General features: G+C 65.3%; 24 protein-coding genes, 1 tRNA gene and 1 pseudogene. 17 read left to right on the top strand and 9 right to left on the bottom strand.

From position 1 onward, the window contains the following. Together QN345_RS07555 and QN345_RS07550 are read left to right on the top strand one after the other, a co-directional pair. Positions 1–239, top strand: a pseudogene (locus QN345_RS07555) (branched-chain amino acid ABC transporter permease); the annotation flags it as partial. After that, the gene (locus tag QN345_RS07550) at positions 236–541 is read left to right on the top strand and encodes an AzlD domain-containing protein (RefSeq protein WP_134446027.1); all 306 of its coding nucleotides are present in this window, start codon (positions 236–238) and stop codon (positions 539–541) included. The pseudogene QN345_RS07555 and the gene QN345_RS07550, both read left to right, overlap by 4 nt. A gap of 2 nt (positions 542–543) precedes the next feature. Here the strand turns inward: QN345_RS07550 and def are convergent, their stop codons facing one another. Continuing rightward, entirely contained in the window at positions 544–1,110 is a 567-nt protein-coding gene (gene def / locus QN345_RS07545) for a peptide deformylase (protein WP_134446026.1), read from the bottom strand. Positions 1,111–1,150: 40 nt separating this feature from the next. Between def and QN345_RS07540 the strand changes: the two genes are divergently transcribed. The 10 genes from QN345_RS07540 to QN345_RS07495 all read left to right on the top strand — a co-directional run bounded on the left by QN345_RS07540 (position 1,151) and on the right by QN345_RS07495 (position 7,037). After that, positions 1,151–2,077, top strand: a complete 927-nt coding sequence (locus QN345_RS07540; protein ID WP_134446025.1) for a DMT family transporter — start codon at positions 1,151–1,153, stop codon at positions 2,075–2,077. 181 nt (positions 2,078–2,258) lie between these two features. Next, entirely contained in the window at positions 2,259–3,476 is a 1,218-nt protein-coding gene (locus QN345_RS07535) for a glycosyltransferase (protein ID WP_241975262.1), read from the top strand. A gap of 9 nt (positions 3,477–3,485) precedes the next feature. Further along, positions 3,486–3,559: transfer RNA gene (locus QN345_RS07530), tRNA-Ile, on the top strand. 168 nt (positions 3,560–3,727) lie between these two features. Further along, positions 3,728–3,949 carry a hypothetical protein gene (locus tag QN345_RS07525; RefSeq protein WP_322135894.1) on the top strand — a complete coding sequence of 74 codons (222 nt, stop codon included), beginning with the start codon at positions 3,728–3,730 and terminating at the stop codon, positions 3,947–3,949. 81 nt (positions 3,950–4,030) lie between these two features. Then, positions 4,031–4,234, top strand: a complete 204-nt coding sequence (locus QN345_RS07520) for a ribbon-helix-helix protein, CopG family (protein ID WP_174774583.1) — start codon at positions 4,031–4,033, stop codon at positions 4,232–4,234. Further along, positions 4,231–4,608 (top strand): type II toxin-antitoxin system death-on-curing family toxin, encoded by a 378-nt coding sequence (locus QN345_RS07515; protein ID WP_134446439.1) that lies wholly within the window; start codon positions 4,231–4,233, stop codon positions 4,606–4,608. The genes QN345_RS07520 and QN345_RS07515 overlap by 4 nt, the downstream gene beginning before the upstream one ends. 133 nt (positions 4,609–4,741) lie before the next feature. Further along, positions 4,742–5,494 carry an HD-GYP domain-containing protein gene (locus QN345_RS07510; protein ID WP_322135892.1) on the top strand — a complete coding sequence of 251 codons (753 nt, stop codon included), beginning with the start codon at positions 4,742–4,744 and terminating at the stop codon, positions 5,492–5,494. 119 nt (positions 5,495–5,613) lie between these two features. Continuing rightward, positions 5,614–6,048 carry a nuclear transport factor 2 family protein gene (locus tag QN345_RS07505; RefSeq protein WP_134558450.1) on the top strand — a complete coding sequence of 145 codons (435 nt, stop codon included), beginning with the start codon at positions 5,614–5,616 and terminating at the stop codon, positions 6,046–6,048. Positions 6,049–6,257: 209 nt separating this feature from the next. Next, complete coding sequence (locus QN345_RS07500) at positions 6,258–6,476, top strand: hypothetical protein (RefSeq protein WP_198413350.1); 219 nt, start codon at positions 6,258–6,260, stop codon at positions 6,474–6,476. Between the two features lie 3 nt (positions 6,477–6,479). Then, positions 6,480–7,037: a putative immunity protein gene (locus QN345_RS07495; protein ID WP_134446442.1), complete on the top strand. Its 558-nt coding sequence runs from the start codon at positions 6,480–6,482 to the stop codon at positions 7,035–7,037. Between the two features lie 173 nt (positions 7,038–7,210). Here the strand turns inward: QN345_RS07495 and QN345_RS07490 are convergent, their stop codons facing one another. Further along, positions 7,211–7,987, bottom strand: coding sequence for a GNAT family N-acetyltransferase (locus QN345_RS07490; RefSeq protein WP_322135891.1), 777 nt, complete (start codon positions 7,985–7,987; stop codon positions 7,211–7,213). 304 nt (positions 7,988–8,291) lie between these two features. On the opposite strand from QN345_RS07490, the gene QN345_RS07485 reads away from it, so the two are divergent. After that, entirely contained in the window at positions 8,292–8,654 is a 363-nt protein-coding gene (locus QN345_RS07485; protein ID WP_134561208.1) for a DUF2200 domain-containing protein, read from the top strand. A gap of 8 nt (positions 8,655–8,662) precedes the next feature. Here the strand turns inward: QN345_RS07485 and QN345_RS07480 are convergent, their stop codons facing one another. The 3 genes from QN345_RS07480 to QN345_RS07470 form a co-directional block, all read right to left on the bottom strand. Beyond that, positions 8,663–9,448 (bottom strand): isocitrate lyase/phosphoenolpyruvate mutase family protein, encoded by a 786-nt coding sequence (locus QN345_RS07480; protein ID WP_322189670.1) that lies wholly within the window; start codon positions 9,446–9,448, stop codon positions 8,663–8,665. A gap of 84 nt (positions 9,449–9,532) precedes the next feature. Then, entirely contained in the window at positions 9,533–10,081 is a 549-nt protein-coding gene (locus tag QN345_RS07475) for an NADPH-dependent FMN reductase (RefSeq protein ID WP_198413351.1), read from the bottom strand. Positions 10,082–10,166: 85 nt separating this feature from the next. Then, the gene (locus tag QN345_RS07470; RefSeq protein ID WP_198413352.1) at positions 10,167–10,769 is read right to left on the bottom strand and encodes a CGNR zinc finger domain-containing protein; all 603 of its coding nucleotides are present in this window, start codon (positions 10,767–10,769) and stop codon (positions 10,167–10,169) included. A 123-nt stretch (positions 10,770–10,892) separates the two neighbouring features. Here QN345_RS07470 and QN345_RS07465 point away from each other — a divergent pair, with 123 nt between their 5' ends. The 3 genes from QN345_RS07465 (at position 10,893) to QN345_RS07455 (ending at position 12,970) form a co-directional block, all read left to right on the top strand. Continuing rightward, on the top strand, positions 10,893–11,441 hold the full coding sequence (locus QN345_RS07465) for a carboxymuconolactone decarboxylase family protein (RefSeq protein WP_134561063.1): 549 nt from the start codon (positions 10,893–10,895) through the stop codon (positions 11,439–11,441). A gap of 86 nt (positions 11,442–11,527) precedes the next feature. After that, positions 11,528–12,406 carry a pyridoxamine 5'-phosphate oxidase family protein gene (locus QN345_RS07460; RefSeq protein ID WP_241987328.1) on the top strand — a complete coding sequence of 293 codons (879 nt, stop codon included), beginning with the start codon at positions 11,528–11,530 and terminating at the stop codon, positions 12,404–12,406. A gap of 159 nt (positions 12,407–12,565) precedes the next feature. Continuing rightward, positions 12,566–12,970 carry a hypothetical protein gene (locus QN345_RS07455; protein WP_134446448.1) on the top strand — a complete coding sequence of 135 codons (405 nt, stop codon included), beginning with the start codon at positions 12,566–12,568 and terminating at the stop codon, positions 12,968–12,970. A gap of 102 nt (positions 12,971–13,072) precedes the next feature. On the opposite strand, the gene QN345_RS07450 is transcribed toward QN345_RS07455, so the two are convergent. From QN345_RS07450 to QN345_RS07440, 3 genes are all read right to left on the bottom strand, one after another. Then, positions 13,073–14,326, bottom strand: a complete 1,254-nt coding sequence (locus QN345_RS07450; RefSeq protein ID WP_134446449.1) for a hypothetical protein — start codon at positions 14,324–14,326, stop codon at positions 13,073–13,075. Positions 14,327–14,381: 55 nt separating this feature from the next. Further along, on the bottom strand, positions 14,382–14,648 hold the full coding sequence (locus QN345_RS07445) for a hypothetical protein (RefSeq protein WP_134446450.1): 267 nt from the start codon (positions 14,646–14,648) through the stop codon (positions 14,382–14,384). 84 nt (positions 14,649–14,732) lie between these two features. Next, a complete protein-coding gene (locus QN345_RS07440; protein WP_134446451.1) occupies positions 14,733–15,344 on the bottom strand; it encodes a LysE/ArgO family amino acid transporter in 612 nt (203 codons plus the stop codon). Between the two features lie 72 nt (positions 15,345–15,416). On the opposite strand from QN345_RS07440, the gene QN345_RS07435 reads away from it, so the two are divergent. After that, a complete protein-coding gene (locus QN345_RS07435) occupies positions 15,417–16,289 on the top strand; it encodes a LysR family transcriptional regulator ArgP (RefSeq protein ID WP_322189672.1) in 873 nt (290 codons plus the stop codon). 40 nt (positions 16,290–16,329) lie between these two features. Here QN345_RS07435 and QN345_RS07430 read toward each other — a convergent pair. Next, the coding region (locus QN345_RS07430; protein WP_323508543.1) for a PadR family transcriptional regulator at positions 16,330–16,699 on the bottom strand (370 nt) is incomplete at its 5' end.

Genomic DNA, 16,699 nt, shown 5'->3' with positions numbered 1-16,699 from the left:
CTTCAGCCGCGGCCGCTGCCGCTTTCGTCGGCCTGCTCTGGCCGCGGCTGAAGCGGCGGCAGGCCCTCGTCGTCGCGGTGGCCGCCTTCGTCGTGGCCACAGCCCTGACGCCCGTTCTCGCGCCCGGGCTGCCCGTGCTTGCGGCCGCGCTCGTCGCCATCGTCGTCGGCTGGTCCAACTGGGCCGGCGCGCGCTCCGGCACCCCCTCTGGTACTCCAACGCGGGGGAGCGGCAGGTGACCCTCTGGCAGATCGTGATCGCGGCATCCATCGCCTGTGTCGTGCTGAAGCTCGCCGGCTATCTGGTGCCGGCCTCCGTGCTGAAGAAGCCGACCCTGGCGAGAATCAGCGAACTCGTGACCGTTGCCCTGCTCGCGGCCCTCATTGCGGTGCAGACGCTCGGCGCGGGGACGGGCGTTGCCCTGGACGCCCGGGTGCCCGCGGTCCTCGTCGCGGTCGTCCTGTTCGCCCTGCGGGTGCCCTTCATCGTCGTCGTGATCGTGGCCGCGCTTGTGGCGGCAGGCCTTCGAGCCCTCTTCTGAGCCTATTCGTCGAGGTTGTCTACGCCCGGCAGCCAGGCGAGGCCGGGACCGCCCCAGCCGCGCTTGCGCGTGACCTTCGTTGCGATCTTCGCGTAGAAGTGCTCGAGGCGATCCACATACACCGTGCCGTCGAGGTGATCGAATTCGTGCTGGAAGATCCGGGCGAGCCAGCCGTCCGCGTGGATTTCGAACGGTTTCTGGTCGAGGTCCACGGCGCGGAGGATCGCCCGGGGGGAGCGGAGCAGCGGGAATCGCTCGCCTGGGTACGACAGGCACCCCTCGACGTCCTCGTCTTCGTCGGCCTCTCCGGCGGGGACCGGAGTGATCCAGAGCTCGGGGTTGATCGCGACGCCGCGCCACTGTCGGTTGTCGTCGTCGAGGTAGGCGTAGGTGAACAGACGCAGCGGGATGCCGACCTGCGGGCCGGCGAGACCGACTCCAGGAGCGGCGTCCATCGTCTCGAACATGTCCTGGACGAGATCGCGGAGCTCCTGGTCGAAGGTCTCGACGGGCTTGGCGGGGGTGTGGAGGACGGGGTCCCCGAAAATAACAATTGAGCGAACGGCCATTCAGCAAGGATATCGGGCCGTTCCGTCGTAGGGTCGTTGAGTGCACCTCGACCTGATTGACTTCACCGTCGACCTCCCCGTCGACCCTCGCCAGGCGATCGGCATACCGCTCGCCCTGATCGGCGGCGTGTTCCTGTCGCTCGGAGCCCAGTTCCAGCACCGGGGCGTCAACAAGGTCGAAGCCAACACCGTTGCGGTCACGGGAGGCCTCGACCCGCACCAGCTGCTGCTCCTGCTGCGCCGGCCCTCCTGGGTGATCGGCACCCTCATGCTCGGCCTCGCCATCGTCTTCCAGCTCTCGAGCCTCGCCTTCGCCCCGATCATCGTCGTGCAGCCCCTCGGCGCCGTCGCCCTCGTGATCACGTCGATCGTCAACGCCCGGGTGACCAGGACCCCGGTCAACCGGGCCTCCAAGATCGCCATCGCGCTCTGCGTCGGCGGCATCGGGCTCTTCGTCACCGTCGCGGCCTTCTTCGCCGTGGACAAGCCGGTGACCGACAAGAACCTCATCACCATCCTGATCGTGCTCGCCGCGGTGCTCGTCTCCTTCGTCGTCGCGTTCGCGCTGCTGCACACCCAGTTCAAGGCGATCTTCTACATCACCGGCGCCGGTGTGCTCTACGGCTTCGTCGCGACCCTGGCGAAGGTGATCATCAACCGCACTCAGAACGGCAATTTCGAGTGGCTGACGCTCACCTGCGTCGCCGGCCTGCTCCTCGCGGCAGCTCTCGGCGCTTACTTCGTCCAGAACGCGTATTCGTCGGGACCGCCCGATCTCGTGATCGCCGGCCTGACCGTGATCGATCCGCTGGTGGCGGTCGGAATCGGCATCGTCGTCCTCGGCGAGATCGCACAGGCTCCAGCGTGGGCGGGAGTAGCGTTCGCATTCGCAGGCGCCATCGCGATCTGGGGTGTCATCCTGCTGTCGCGGCACCACCCGCAGGCATCCGTTACCGTATCGGAATAGGGCGCGCCGTCGCCGAGGATGGGCGAGAACACGCGGATTTAGAATAGGGTGCTAGGAGATGTCGGCCGCGTTCGCGCCGTCCAAGACCTGAAATACCGCCGGATGACGACCTCCGGCCCACACACGTTGGGACACCCTCACTTTGTCAGACTCGACCGCTTCGCCACTAGGTTCGACCCCTGTGGCTCCGGGTTCGAAAAAGCCGATCAAGGTCCTCATTGCCTGCGACACGTTCGCCCCTGACGTCAACGGCGCGGCGAAGTTCGCCGAGCGTCTCGCCGCCGGCCTGACCTCCCGCGGCCACGAGGTGCAGGTCTTCGCGCCGGCTGCCTCGGCCAAGCACGGCACCTGGACCGAAGAGCACGAGGGACAGACGTTCCTCGTGCACCGGATCAAGAGCTGGCGCTGGTACCCGCACGACTGGCTCCGCTACGCGCTGCCGTGGCTGATCCATGCGGAGAGCCGCCGAATTCTCGACACCTTCAAACCGGATGTCGTGCACTTCCAGTCCCACATCAACATCGGGCGCGGCGTCACGATCGAGGCCGCGAAGCGCGGCATCCGCATCATCGGGACGAACCACTTCATGCCCGAGAACATGCTCGAATTCACGCTCATTCCGAAGAGCATGCACGAGCGTCTGATCAAGATGGCCTGGAAGGCGGCTCGCCGCACCTTCGGCCGGGCGGAAGCCGTCACGACGCCGACCGTGCGCGCCGCCGAGTTCCTGGAGAAGTACACCGGACTCGAGGGCGTGCTCGCCATCTCGTGCGGCATCGACGCCCATAACTATTCACCGTCCTTCGAGCCGCGCACGGAGAACCGGATCCTCTTCGTCGGCCGAGTGACGAGCGAGAAGCAGATCGATGTGCTCCTGCACGCCGTGACGCTGCTCGCGCCTGAACTGGACACCCAGGTCGAGATCGTGGGCGGTGGCGACCAGAAGCGCAACCTCGAACACCTCGCCCAGAGCCTGGGCATCAGCAACCGCGTCGTCTTCCGCGGCTACGTGACGGATGAGGAACTGCGCGCGGCATACACCCGCGCCACCTTGTTTGCGATGCCGTCGATCGCTGAGCTGCAGAGTATCGCGACTATGGAGGCAATGGCCTCGGGCCTGCCGATCGTCGCCGCGAACGCCATGGCGCTGCCGCACCTCGTCCACGACGGACAGAACGGCTTCCTCTTCGAGCCAGGAAGCGCCCAGGACCTTGCGGACAAGCTGACCCGTGTACTCACTGCGGGCCCCGAAGTGCTCGACGCCCTCAAGCACGAGTCGCTCCGGCTGATCGGTGCCCACGACATCAATCGCACCCTCGACACTTTTGAGAGCCTGTATCGTGGGGAACCGGTGGTCGACACGATCACCTCAGATGCCGCCGCCCGCTCCACGGAGTGACTGCGGTTGGGGGCGGTAGCTCAGCTGGTTAGAGCAGCGGACTCATAATCCGTCGGTCCCGGGTTCAAGTCCCGGCCGCCCTACTCGAAATCTGCCTTGATCAGGTATTCTTGTCCTCGCTGAAGGGGCAAGACTCGATGCATGCAGTCTTTATCCATTGTTTATTCCGAAGTGCTCGCCTACTGACGGCGCTCATGGAGAAGGTGCGCGACCGAGTTCGCTCGGTCTGGAGTGACCTCGAACACCTACGGGTGGACATCATCGAGGTGATGCTCGGCACAGCGACACGCGCGCCGCTCAGCAACGCGACGTTCTCTCCACGAGGCCTACAGTTCTCGCCACGGAGTCAGATCGGGATCGCGCTGTTCATTGTCGGGCTGGCAGTCCTCGCATTCGGTGCCGGCTGGATGCTCGGGCAACGTCAAGCGGCAAGCCAGCGACGATTGTCCGATCCGGGCAGGCCAGGCAACTGAAAGGTTCCGCTGCGTGGCCCGCGAGCCCAACCCCTATCGGGACGCTATCGAGAACGGTGTCACGGGTGATACCGTGTGTCCATGCCAATGACCCTTCGCTTGACCGATGACGAGGCGGACGCCCTGCGTCGCCGTGCCGAGTACGAGAGGCGGTCCATGCAGGACATCGCCAAGCAGGCGGTGCGTGAATACGTCGAGAACCACAGCCGACAGGACCTTCTGGGTAGTGTCCTTGACGAGGAGCTCCCGCGCTACGCCGAAGCGCTTGAACGCCTGGGAAAGTGATCTATCTCACCTACGCTGATCTCCTCTACGTCGGGCAGCGGGCCCTCGGAGGAGACATGCCGGTCCGTGACCAGGGGCTGCTTGAGTCGGCGCTGGCCCGTCCGCGCGCGAGCGCATTCGGAAGGGATGCCTACGGAAGCCTCAACGAGAAAGCCGCGGCGCTGACGCACTCCTTGGCCCGCAACCACGGCTTGATTGACGGCAATAAACGCCTGAGTCTCGCTGCTCTGCTCGCATTCCTCGGTATGAATGGAAGACGGCTGACCTGGTCGAATGATGAGGCCTATGAATTCATCATGGACGTTTCTTCCGGGCGGCTTGACGACGTCTCCGAGATTGCGGAACGCATTGATCTGGGAAGCGAGGAGCGCTGAGACACAGGCGCCGTGGTCGACTCGAGAGTCGTGAAGGCTTCATTCCTCTCGCCGAGGTGTGGGTGACTGTCACTGGAAGCTGAGCCTCTGTCCCAGGGGACCTGCAAAGGCGTATCTGGTCGACTGGTCAGGCATGCCCTACATGCGATTCCTGCTAGGCAACATCGCAAAGGGAGAATCCCTCCCGCAACGGCTCAAGGTGATGGGCACTCTGCTCCGGGATACCCGTGGCCAACTCGCGAGCCTGATCCACTCGCACTGCACCTCGGCAGCTGCCCTGGCCCGGCACATTGGGCTTTCCGCGGATGTCGAGAACACGCTCGCGTACACCTTCGAGCGATTCGACGGCGAGGGCCTGCCGGCGGCAGTTTCCTGCGACAAGATCCCGATCGAAATGAGAGTCGCCCAGTTCGCGGATGTCGCCGAAGTTCACTACCGGATATACGGGCTCGACGCCGTGATCGCGATGGCCAGAAGCAGGCGGGGCGGACACCTCGATCCCGACGTCGTCGATGCTGCGCTTGGCTCGCCCGACGAGATCTTTGCGCCCGTGCCCGCCGGTGACTCCTGGAGTGATGCTCTTGGCTATGCACCCGATCGGGAGGTCCGACTCACCGACGAGAGTCTCGACCGGTTGGTGTGCGCGATAGGCGACTTCGTTGACCTCAAGTGCCGCTTCGCCTTCGGCCACTCCCGGCGCGTGGCCACGCTGTCGGCGAAGGCAGGCGAATTGTTGGGACTCGACGCCGGTAACCTCCGAACGCTTCGACGAGTGGGATACGTGCACGACCTCGGCTGTCTGGGCGTCTCCAACCAGGTGTGGTCCAAACCGGGCGAGCTGACTCCGTCAGAGTGGGAGCGCGTTCGCAGCCGGGGCCGCCAATGAACGTCTTGGGATGCGCCTGCCGGAGCACACCGACGCCGTTAGGCACGACGAGCGTGCCGCTTCCTCGGCAGAGGAGCAGAATGCTCGTAGTCGAGTTTCAACGTTGACCGGGAGGAAGAATGAGCGACCTCGATGTGCGCGAATCTTTTCTGCGGGCAATCACAGACAACGATCCGGAGGCCATGCGCGAGGGCCTCGAGCGTTTGTTCGGCCTCACCAAGGAGGGGCTCTCACCTGACGCTGAGTTTCGGCTTCGTGATGAGACCTACGTGATGGAGATGCCGCAGTCGGGGGAGCGCATCCGTGGACGTGAGGCCATGCGGGCAATGCAGGAGGCTTTTCCTGTTCCCCCCTCGATCACCCTGCGCCGAGTCGTGGGGTCGGGGCAAATCTGGGTCGTCGAGGGGACGAATGACTATGCCGGGGATGTGTGGCACGTGGTGGTCATCCTGGAGTTCGGAGCGGACGGGTCGATCATCCGGGATACCCGCTATTACACGCGAAAGTCGGAGGCACCCGGATGGCGGTCTGAATGGGTGGAGCCCCTCGACTAGATGACTCTGCTCAGGGGTTGTGTCAGTTGTAATTTCTCACAGAACAGGACACTCCTGGAGCTGCATGAGACCACCTGTTCACTGGAACCCGTGAACCCCGACTGCGGAGTCTCTGTCATTCGCTCCGAGACCTGATCTCGACGGATTCCCCGTTTCCTGGGGAACCTCAACCGGGCGACGTGCGTGTCAGCCGGGGTACGTTGGGAGACGTGACTAGCCGAAGCGGACGCATCGCCCTCATCGCCGTCGGCGTGATCGCTCTGATCCTTGGTGGCGTCTGGACCGGGCAGGGCATGAATCTGATCCCGGGAAGTTTCATGACGGGTAGCCGGATGTGGCTTTCCATCGGGCTCATCCTCGCAATCGTTGGCATCATCCTGATTTGGCTCGGCCTGCGACGGCCGGGGCACGGCCGCACGAGCAGGTGAGACGTGCCTTCCCCGCAGTCACTCAGCGAAGCTGACCGACGCCTCGTCGCAACCTGGGCTGCTGACTGTGCTGAGAGAGTCTTGGTCCATTTCGAAACGGAGGCGCCAACGGACGGCCGGCCACGTGATGCCATCGCTCGTACTCGGGCATTTGCTCAGGGTGATCTTGATACCGCCGGTGAAATTCGCAGGCGCTTCGTTGCTGGTCGGGCCGCGCAGGCAGTGAACTCTCCCTCGGCAGTGGCAGCTGCTCGGGCTGCCGGACAAGCTTCCGGCGTCGCGCACATGGGCGCGCACGCACTCGGCGCAGCCGCATACGCAGCGAAAGCCGCCGGGCTAGCCGCCGCTGATCAGGCTACGGCAGTCTCCGATGAGGTCTCCTGGCAGCTCGAGCACATGAATGCCCAAGTCAGGGCGGCGCTTCGGCAGTTGCCGCCCCTTGGTGAGGATTCCGCGGGCCCACTCGGTTCAGGTCTTCTCGCGTCGGGCATCCTCGGGTCGATCATTCGGAGGATTCAGGCCGCCTTGGGCAGTAGCTCGACAGAGCAGGGTCTCCGGTAGCCGGACGGCCACGGTGACATTTCAGCGCGGAAGTGCGATCGACCAGGACCGATGGATTGGCTGGAAGTTGACGATCGATTCTCTGCCCTGAGTGACATGCACCAAGCGTGAATTGCGGAGGCTCGAGGTTGCCCACATGTGGTGCCGGGGGAGCTGTTGCGACGGGCGAGCGGCTAGAGTCCGATCACGGAGTAGCGGCGTTCGATTCCCGCGGTGGCGTGACCCCACTCGCTGCTGGCGACACGTTCCTGGTGGGCTTCGAAGGCGGATGCGTGCTCAAAGCGCTCTTCGACCTGCCACACCAGGGGATTGCTCGTCCGGGTGACGTTGAACGACAGGCATCCCGGTTCGGCGCGGGTGAGGGCAAGGTGCAGTTGCAGGTATTCCCGGACAGTTTCCGCTTGGTCCTGGGTGCGACAAACAAGCTGCCCGCTGAGGGACACCTCGCCGCCGACTAGCTTCTTCTTCATCTTGAAATTGGTCAGCTGCACGCCGGCCGTCACCGGATGTTGTTCTGCCTCGACGGTGAATCCGGAGCGCTCAAAGAAGGGGCGGGCTGTAATGCTGACGTCAGCTGTCAGCTCTGTCAGCTGCTCCTGGCGCGCGCGGGCCTCCACGTGGCCGATCAGTTGCCGTGCCACCCCGCGTCCCAGGTAGCGAGGGGCGACGAACATCATGTCGATATGTCCCTCAGAGTCCACGTCGGAGAAACCCGCCGGCGCACCATCCACGGTTGCCACACAACTGTTCCGCGCCTGCATCGCCGTATGCCAAGCGGACAGCTCGCGCGCTTCTGGCCGCGCCCACGCCTGAATCTGCTCCCGCGAGTAGTCGGCGGCAGCGGTTTCTGTCACAGCGGCAAGGAAGATCGCTAACGTGTCTGCGGCATCCGCTTGACAATATGGCCGGATGATAACGGCCGGCGTGCCGGCACCTGTGTTCAGATCCACAGGATCAGCATCCCACGTGGACTGTGCATGACCGTGCGGCACTCACTGTGAATCCACGGGGGGCAGTCCGCCGTCGTCGATCTGGTCGGTCGGCCGCAGGGTTGAACGATCCGACAAGGCGACCGAGCAGACCTGCTTACCGTCGTCGACCCGCCCGGTCCTGCGGTCGGCGATCGTGCGCCCAAGAATGCCGGCCTGGATCTTTCGTCACCTGATCGGCGGGCACGGATTGCGCGCAGAGCTCGGCGTCGTTCTGGTTTCGGAGACGATTGACCCTGAGACACCCCTCGCCTACGCTGGCATCGTGTCCAGGATCTTCGGTACCCAGTTCTCCGCGGTGTATCCGCTCTACGTGGCGAAGGTGGAGCGCAAGGGCAGGACGAAGATGGAGCTCGATCAGGTGATCATGTGGCTGACCGGATTCGACGACACGACGCTTCGCCGTCACGCCCAGGGTGGAACAACGTTCGAGGAGTTCTTCGCAGAGGCGCCGATGAATCCCAGCGCGTCGCTGATCACCGGTGTGGTGTGCGGCATCCGCGTGGAGACCATCGAGGACCCGCTCATGCAAAAGATTCGCTATCTCGACAAGCTCGTCGACGAGATTGCGAAGGGTAAACCGTTGGAAAAGGTGCTCCGTGCACCCGCCACGACCAGGACGGCCTGAATTTCTGATCAGTTCCCGCTGGCTCGACTGAAAGCCACGAGGCGAGCCTGCATTTCCCAGTAGGACGTCGCGGTCTGTGCCTGACGGTTATCGCGCAGGGCCGTGACAGTGTCCACGGCCCTGTCTATGGCTGCACGGTACGGCAGCGACCCCGAGCTCACACGCTTCACCCCCAGATCGCCGAGCTCGGCCACAGTCAGGGAGGGGTGCGCGAGCACATTGACCGGCAGCGCCACAACCGCGGTGATCCTCCGGATGTCCTCAGGATTCACGAGGCCGGGCACAAAGATTCCGTCGGCCCCGGCGTCGGCATAGGTGCGTGCTCGAAGCAGGACGGCCTCGACAGTCGCGTGCTCGCCGAACCAGAGATTGTCCACCCGCGCATTGACGAAGATGTCGGGGCTGAGGTCTTTGACGGCGCTGATTTTGGCGGCAGCCGTCGATGCATCCACGAGATGCCCATCCCGGCTGTCCTCAAGATTGACGCCGGCCACGCCCAGGACCTCTAGCTCGGCCACAAACTCCGCAACCTCCGCTGGGTCGTCGGAGTAGCCGTCTTCGACGTCCGCTGTGATGTGGACCGACATGCGGCCCAGTCGCGCCGCAAGTGCGACGGTTGCCGCCTTGCTGGACCCGCCACCATCCGGCAGGCCGGCGCTGGCCGCGATGCCAAAGCTCGTCGTGCCGACGGCCGGAAATCCGGCGTCCGCGAATGCCAGGGCCGAGCCGACGTCCCAGGCATTGGGTAGCACGAGCGGTGAGTCACGGTAGTGGAGTTGCCGAAAAGTTGACATCGTTGTTCCCGTCCTGCGCCAGCCGAATCGATGAATTCTCGTCAGCGTACTAGTGGGTGGCGAGCGCGCAAGCCGGTCCGAACGCTAACGCTTCTCGTCGAGTTCTTCCGCGGGCCAATGCTCCTGCATTGTCGCCCACCAGCGGGCCAGTGCTTCGCGTTCCGGCTGCGCCGTGACAGCACCGGCCGCAACCAGGTCCCGCCCGATCGGGAGGTCGATGCACGCTCCATCGAGTACCTGTGCGTCGACATAGCCGAGTACCGATCTCAATGTGGCGAGTGCACCGTGCCCGCGTCCCGGTGAGGCCACGTTGATCCACGCGACCGGCTTCCTGGTCAGAACGCTGCTGCCGACAGTCCAATCCAGAAGATTCTTGAAGCTGCCCGGGAGTGTCCCGGCATACTCTGGCGTGCTGAACACCACCACGTCGGCGTTGTTGATCTGTTGTCGCAACTCCGCGACCGGACCTGGAACCGGGTCGTGGTCATCGTCCGGGTTGAAGGCGGGTAGTGCAGACAAGCCTTGGTACACCAGTGCGATCGAGCCTGCTGGCGCCAGGTCGCGCACCGTGGTCAGCGCCGCGTTGTTGGTTGAAGACTGCCGAGTGCTGCCCGAAACAAGGAGGAGTCTCATATTCGTACTTCCCATACAGACCACAGGCGGAGGAAAGCAGCCGGAAGGATCATCTCGTCGGCGCATCGTCTCCGGCCCGGGCGCATCAGCGAGCCGTGAGTTCGTGTGCCGTACGCGCGGAGCGTACCGATTGGTAATGCCGCGCAGCGCGAGCGCGGTTGCCGCAAGCGACCGAGCACCATTCCCGTCTGGGGTGTGTCTTCACGAAGTAGAGCACGCATCCGGGCGCGTGGCATGCCCGCAGATTCGAACCGTTTTCGCCCAGCAGGTGCTGGGCGTGGTAGGCGACGTCGGCGAGGCCGGCAACCACCGGAGAAACCGCGGATTCGGGGGAGAGCGCGAGAGCCGCTCCGCTCAGCCGCAGCTGCGGGATCGGACGCTGGTTGGCGGCGGCGTTGATAGTGAGCAGCGCGTCCTCCACGCTCGCCATGGGCGATTCGGCAGTCCGACGATCATCGTCCGTCACGTGGGCTGCCAATCGGCGCACCGCGTCTCGCAGATTCCGTGCCGTCAGGAACTCGTCCCGAGTCGTTGCCGCGCCTGCCCGATCGATGCGGACGGCATCCAGCCAGGCGTCTACGCCTGTCGGTGTCGCGAAGTCGTCGTGAAGGCCCTCCGTGTCTGCCCAGATAGTCGCCATCAGGCGGACCGGCATCGGCTCGTCGGCGAGCGCCCAGCTGCGGTCCAAGCTCCTGTTTCCCATGCGGACAAACTATCACGGAAGAAATCACTTGCATACGTTAGAAAGATCGTGATAGTAATTGTCACGGATGAACATGAGTTCATGCATTAGAAAACGAGGAGAAGAACCATGACTGCCACCATCACTGCTATCGTCCCGATCCAGCCCGAAACCGCGACGGGCGTCGCCAGGGACCTGCTTGACCAGGTCCAGAAGGGACTGGGTCTCGTGCCGAACATGGCCAAGGTCATGGCCAACAGCCCCACCCTGCTGAAGGGTTACCTCGCTCTCTCCACCGCAGTCGGATCCGGCAGCCTTTCTGCTGCGGTGCGCGAGCGCCTCGCTATCTCGACCGCTCAGCTGAACGGTTGCGAGTACTGCCTCTCCGCCCATACCTTCATCGGAGGCAACATCGCCAAGGTCGATGCTGCCGAGCTCGACTCCGCGCGCCGAGCGCAGTCACGTGACCCGCATGTGGCCGCACTGCTGACCCTCTCCAACATGATCGCGGAGAATGCCGGTGACGTCGGCGATGACGCGCTTGGTGCAGCCCGTGCCGCTGGTGTGACCGACGCGGAGATCGGCGAGGTCGTCGCGAACCTCGCGCTGAACATTCTGACCAACTACTTCAACGTGCTCGCTCACGTGGAAAACGACTGGCCTGTCGTCGGGCTGTAATCCTCGACTCGATTCTCCAGGAGATGATGACGATGATCGGGACGCCCCAACTCGCCGACGTCGGCTTTCACGCCGGCGAACTGGCCGTGCAGCGCCAGGCCGGTGTCACAATCGACGCGGCCCGCCTGTCAGGGATGCTCGGGCCTGTCACTCTGACCGCCCGGATGGCCGGGTTTCTCAGCGATCGAACGTTTCTCGTCATCTCCGGGAGGGATCGCTCCGGACGCCTCTGGACGTCCCCGCTGGTCGGCCGTCCCGGTTTCTTGGAGGTGCTGTCCGACACCTCCGTTGCCGTTCATGCCGTGATCCCGCCGGGTGACCCACTCCGCGGGCTGCAGGCCGGTCAGAAGATCGGGATGGTCACGGTTGAATTCGCCACCCGGCGCCGGGTGCGTATCAACGGCGCACTCACGGTGAGCGGCGGTGATCTCCTTGTCGTGGACGTCGAACAGGCCTTCGGCAATTGCCCGCAATATATCCAGCAACGTGTTCTCGTGCCCGATGAGATCGATGGGGCGGGCAGCGAGCACGTCAGACACGGCAGCACGCTCTCGATGGAAGACCGTGAGCTGATCAGTGCCGCCGACACGTTCTTCCTCGGCACAGTGAATCCCGAGCGGGGGTCCGACGCGTCCCATCGTGGCGGTCCGTCCGGGTTCGTCCGCATAGACGGGCACGGGCTGTGGTGGCCCGACTACCAGGGCAACAACCTCTTCAACAGTTTCGGCAACATCACCGTCAACCCCGAAGCCGCCCTGTTGGTCATTGATTTCGCGACCGGCAAGTCGTTGCAGCTATCCGGCACGACCCAGATCGAATGGGGTGAACCCGGTCGGCCCGGAGATGACGGACATACAGGCCGCATTGCTCGCTTCACCCTGCAACGCCTCGTGGCCGGCCAGGTTCTTCCGGTCCGGGAGATCACTCACACCCCTTATCCGCGCAACCTCGCGCTGACGGATTGACAAGGACCGTTCCGTTGACACTGGCGGCCACTCCGCACCTACGCTGCAGCGCTGCTCTGGCGTTCCCTCAACGCCCCGGACGAGTTTTAATCGGACAACCGGAATGTGGCGCGGTGAGAGGCGCCGACTGAACTGAACCACGGAAGGAACGTGATCTGCATGAATGCGAATCAGGAGTCCAATGGCGAGACCCGCCTGGCCTACATTCTCGGCGTACCCCTGGCCGAGAATGTCGTGCGCCAATGGCCGCAAATGGGCGAAATCGTGCGCACCAGCACACTCATCGGCAGCGTCGAGGGCAACTTCGCGGAACTGACACTGGAAGTCGGCAGACGCCTGCGCCTCGGGGATGTCCTGGTGGTCGAGTGGACCTGCAACTACGGCGACGGACGCCTCTACCGCAACGTGACCATCGGCGAACTCGAGAACGGGGAAGCCGTGCGCGTCACGGACTACTGGGGCGAACCCACCGACACGCCTCTCTGGCGAGTGCCGCTGACCGACCGCCTCGACATGCCCGGCGACGGCATCTGGAAGGACAACGACCACCTGAGCCACCACTGACGCGAAAGCGACCTGACAACCGGTCCGCGGATTCCGAGCACAGGACGGTCGGGGTGCCGCCGTGCTTGCGGCGCCGTTCTCGGCGCCGATGGCTGCACTGCCTCAGCGGCGGCCCAGCCGACCGATGGCGAACCCGACGACGCCGATGAGCCCGCCGAGGGCGACCCAGCCCGCGGCGCGGCCGCCTCTTGCCGCGTCCGGTAGCGGATGCGGCGACGCGGCCTCCGTCGCCCCCGCCCCGACAATGGCCACGGAAGCCGCCTCTGCCAGCGGCACCGCGGCATCCGCTGCCGGGGCGACGACGGACGCGTTGCGCACGAACAGCACGAACCACGCGAACACGATCAGCACGGCGACGAGTTCGAGGGCGGTGAGGTTGTAGTACCCGATCGGGTACCAGAGCAGCACCGCACCGCCGATCGCGAGTACGAAGACCGTCGTCGTGACGACGAAGCTCCGGGGGAGGTCCTTCAGGACGAGCGGGACCAGCACGATGAGCGCGACGAAGCCGACGACGGCAGAGGTCGCGAAGGTGTTGTGCACGACGAAACTGACGTCGACGGGCACGAGGCCGACTCCGATGAGCGCAACGCCGACGATGATGATGATGATCCGCACGAGCGGGACGCCGCGGAGGTCGCTGCCTGCGGCGCTCCGCCGCGAACGCAGGTCGAGGGTCAGGTAGTCCGCGAGGGTCGTCATCACGAGTCCGGCGAGGAGGATCGTCAGGTTGAACGCGTATGCGGAGGTTGCGTCCCCCATTCCGAGTGCGCTGAAGTTCGCCTGCCACCAGCGCGGGTCGGCCGCCGTGAGCATGCTCGAGAATACCCCGGCGGCGAGGAAGAGGCCCAGGAGTGAGGCGAGGCGGGTCGTCGTGATCTCCGCGGCGAGGAGGAACAGCGCGAAGGTGCTCGCTGCGACCGTCAGCGTGACGAACAGGGTCGCCGCGAACGGGTCGAGCAGCAGTTCGCGGAAGGCCAGCTGGAACACCGCGTAGACCGAGCTGATCAGGAGGCCGGCCATTGCGGCACCGGTCACCGACAGCCCGATGGTGTCGAGGATGCGTCGGATGCGGGCACGACTGCGCCATCGCGGAGAGTGCCGGGTGAAACGGACATAGGACCATCCGAAGACCAGCAGTCCGATCAGTCCGGCGATCTGGGCCGAGAGCCCGCCGACGGAATTTTCGCCGGCGAGGCCGACGGCACGGCCACCGAACACGATCACGGCAGCGAGGAGCCCCGCGAGCGCGCCGACCGCAGCGGCGATCAGGGCACCGGATTCCACCTCGGATCGGCCGTTACCGGTGCGTTCGTCCTCCACCGGCGGTTCCGGGTCCGCGCGGGAAGGAGTCATCTCTCTATCCTGTCGCGCTTTCGAGGCTGCTGTGGCCGCTGAGCGAGGTGTCGGCCTATGCGGGCGGGGCCTCACTCACGAAGCAGGAGATTGCACTCGCGAGGTCCGGCCGGACCATCCGGGCGACCGGGGTGCCGAATTCGATGACCTCGTAGCCGTCGCGGTTCCTGGCGATGAAGCCGATCACGCTCAGCGCGTTGTCCTTCGCGATCCGGGAGTCGCTGACCCGCCACTCCCGTCTCGAGAGCGCGCGCACCTGGACGTCGCTGGGCGAACGGGACTGAAGTGCGGCGGCGATCATGGTGGGTCCTTTCCTCGACATGAACCGACCGTAGGTTCGGTTCCTATCGGTTGCCTTGGGGCCCGATGTGAAGCCGATGAGGCCCGGCACACTCCGATCCGGGACTCAGGTTCCGATCCCGAGCAGCAGGCTCACCGCGATCACGGTCATGATCACCGCGATTCCGATGTCGAGAATCCGCCACGACACCGGCCGGCCGAAGACCGGGCGCAGCAGCCGGGCGCCGAAACCGAGCGCTGTGAACCAGATGACGCTGCCGAGCACCGCCCCGAGACCGAAGTACCAGCGTTCGTCGCCGTGGGCGGCGGCGACGGAGCCGAGGAAGACAACGGTGTCGAGGTAGACATGCGGGTTGAGCCAGGTGAGCGCCGCGGTCGTCGCGAGGACCTGGGTGAGGCTCGCGGCAGTGCCGACGACCGAGGTGTCGAGCGGCCGAGGGAGAACGGCCCGACGTGCGGCGAGCGCCGCGTAGCCGAGCAGGAATGCGGCACCGACGATCCGGACCACGACGAGCAACCACGGCACCGTGCGGATCAGCGCCCCGAATCCGGCGACACCGACCAGGATCAGGATCGCGTCGGAGGCTGCGCACACGATCACCACGGCGAGCACGTGTTCCCGGCGCAGTCCCTGCCGGAGCACGTAGGCGTTCTGGGCGCCGATCGCAACGATGAGGGACAGGCCGAAGCCGAGGCCGGCGAGGGTGGTGAGGATCATTCTCCGACCGTACCTCGGCGGCGAAGGATGAGTACAACGAAACTTTCTTAGGAGGCATTAGTCTGGCTAATCATGACGATTGACAATGCGCAGCTCAGGGCCCTCGCGGCGACGATCGATTGTGGCTCCTTCGACCTCGCCGCCGCGACCCTGCACATCACGCCGTCCGCGGTCAGCCAGCGGATCAAGGCCCTCGAGACCTCCGCGGGCCGGGTGCTGGTGCGGCGGACGAAACCGACAGAGATCACGGATGCCGGCCTGCCGTACCTGAGGCTGGCCCGGCAGATCGACGCTCTCGTCCAGGACGTCGTCTCCGGGTCGGAGTCGGAAGCGCGCGCGGGCGTTCCGCTCGCCGTCAACAGCGACTCGCTCGCGACCTGGGTGCTTCCGGCACTCGCCGGCCTGCCCGACTCGATCACCTTCGACGTACGCCGTGAGGACGAGGATCACTCGGCCGAACTGCTGCGCGCGGGAACGGTGATGGCCGCGATCACGACCGACGCGCGTCCGGTGCACGGTTGCTCCGTCACCCGGCTCGGCAGCATGCGTTACCGGCCGATGGCGCACCCGCGCTTCGCCGCTCGATGGTTCGCCGCGGGGCCCACAGCGGATGCGCTGTCCCGCGCGCCCATGGTCGTGTTCGACGCCAAGGACGACCTGCAGGACCGCTTCCTCCGGGGGCGGAGCCGTCGGCCGGTCACGCCTCCCCGGCACTCGATCCCGGGGTCCGCGGACTTCGCGGAGGCCGTCCGCCTCGGGCTGGGCTGGGGCATGGTGCCCAACCAGCAGATCCTCAGCGGCGAGGCCGACGGTGTGCTCGTCGATCTCGCGCCGGGCCGGCACATCGATGTGGTGCTCTACTGGCAGCAGTGGACGCTGCACACGCCCGTCCTCGCGACGATTTACGAGGCGATCCGGGCCGCGGCCGCGGAGCACCTCGACTGAACCCTGTCGCCACCAACCACTGCCGGCAGGGACCTTGCCGTCAGTCGGCGAGGATTCCGTAGAGGGAACGTCGGAGGTCGTCGATCTGGGTGACGGCCTTCGCGCGCTGCTCCGGGGTCGCGGCGAAGCGGAGTTGGTGGATGACGCCCATGAGCTTGGCGACGCTCTCGTGGAGATTCGCTTCGGCTTCGACGCGTGCCGTCGAACTGTCCCAGACGCGGGCAAGGGCGTCCGCGTTCTCGGTGACGTAGGCGCGGCCGGGCTCGCTGAGCTGGAATTCGGTGCCGGTGCCGTCACCGGTCGGGGCGATGAGGCCCTCGTCGACGAGCTGCTGCAGCGTCGGGTACACCGATCCGGGGCTCGGGCGCCATGTGCCTCCCGAGCGCTCGGTGATCTCCTTGATCAGTCCG

This window comes from Cryobacterium sp. 10I1 (genome assembly GCF_035019805.1).
Lineage (GTDB): Bacteria > Actinomycetota > Actinomycetes > Actinomycetales > Microbacteriaceae > Cryobacterium > Cryobacterium glucosi.
The sequence above is the reverse complement of the archived record's forward strand: the minus strand, read 5'-3'. Positions and strand labels throughout refer to the sequence as shown.

Bases quoted from the DNA above. Each gene is read 5' to 3' on its own strand.
- QN345_RS07510 (WP_322135892.1), top strand. From the start codon at position 4,742: ATGCCCTACATGCGATTCCTGCTAGGCAACATCGCAAAGGGAGAATCC.
- QN345_RS07450 (WP_134446449.1), bottom strand. From the start codon at position 14,326: ATGACTCCTTCCCGCGCGGACCCGGAACCGCCGGTGGAGGACGAACGC.
- QN345_RS07435 (WP_322189672.1), top strand. From the start codon at position 15,417: ATGACGATTGACAATGCGCAGCTCAGGGCCCTCGCGGCGACGATCGAT.
- QN345_RS07440 (WP_134446451.1), bottom strand. From the start codon at position 15,344: ATGATCCTCACCACCCTCGCCGGCCTCGGCTTCGGCCTGTCCCTCATC.
- def (WP_134446026.1), bottom strand. From the start codon at position 1,110: ATGGCCGTTCGCTCAATTGTTATTTTCGGGGACCCCGTCCTCCACACC.
- QN345_RS07520 (WP_174774583.1), top strand. From the start codon at position 4,031: ATGCCAATGACCCTTCGCTTGACCGATGACGAGGCGGACGCCCTGCGT.
- QN345_RS07505 (WP_134558450.1), top strand. From the start codon at position 5,614: ATGAGCGACCTCGATGTGCGCGAATCTTTTCTGCGGGCAATCACAGAC.
- QN345_RS07465 (WP_134561063.1), top strand. From the start codon at position 10,893: ATGACTGCCACCATCACTGCTATCGTCCCGATCCAGCCCGAAACCGCG.
- QN345_RS07475 (WP_198413351.1), bottom strand. From the start codon at position 10,081: ATGAGACTCCTCCTTGTTTCGGGCAGCACTCGGCAGTCTTCAACCAAC.
- QN345_RS07480 (WP_322189670.1), bottom strand. From the start codon at position 9,448: ATGTCAACTTTTCGGCAACTCCACTACCGTGACTCACCGCTCGTGCTA.
- QN345_RS07445 (WP_134446450.1), bottom strand. From the start codon at position 14,648: ATGTCGAGGAAAGGACCCACCATGATCGCCGCCGCACTTCAGTCCCGT.
- QN345_RS07455 (WP_134446448.1), top strand. From the start codon at position 12,566: ATGAATGCGAATCAGGAGTCCAATGGCGAGACCCGCCTGGCCTACATT.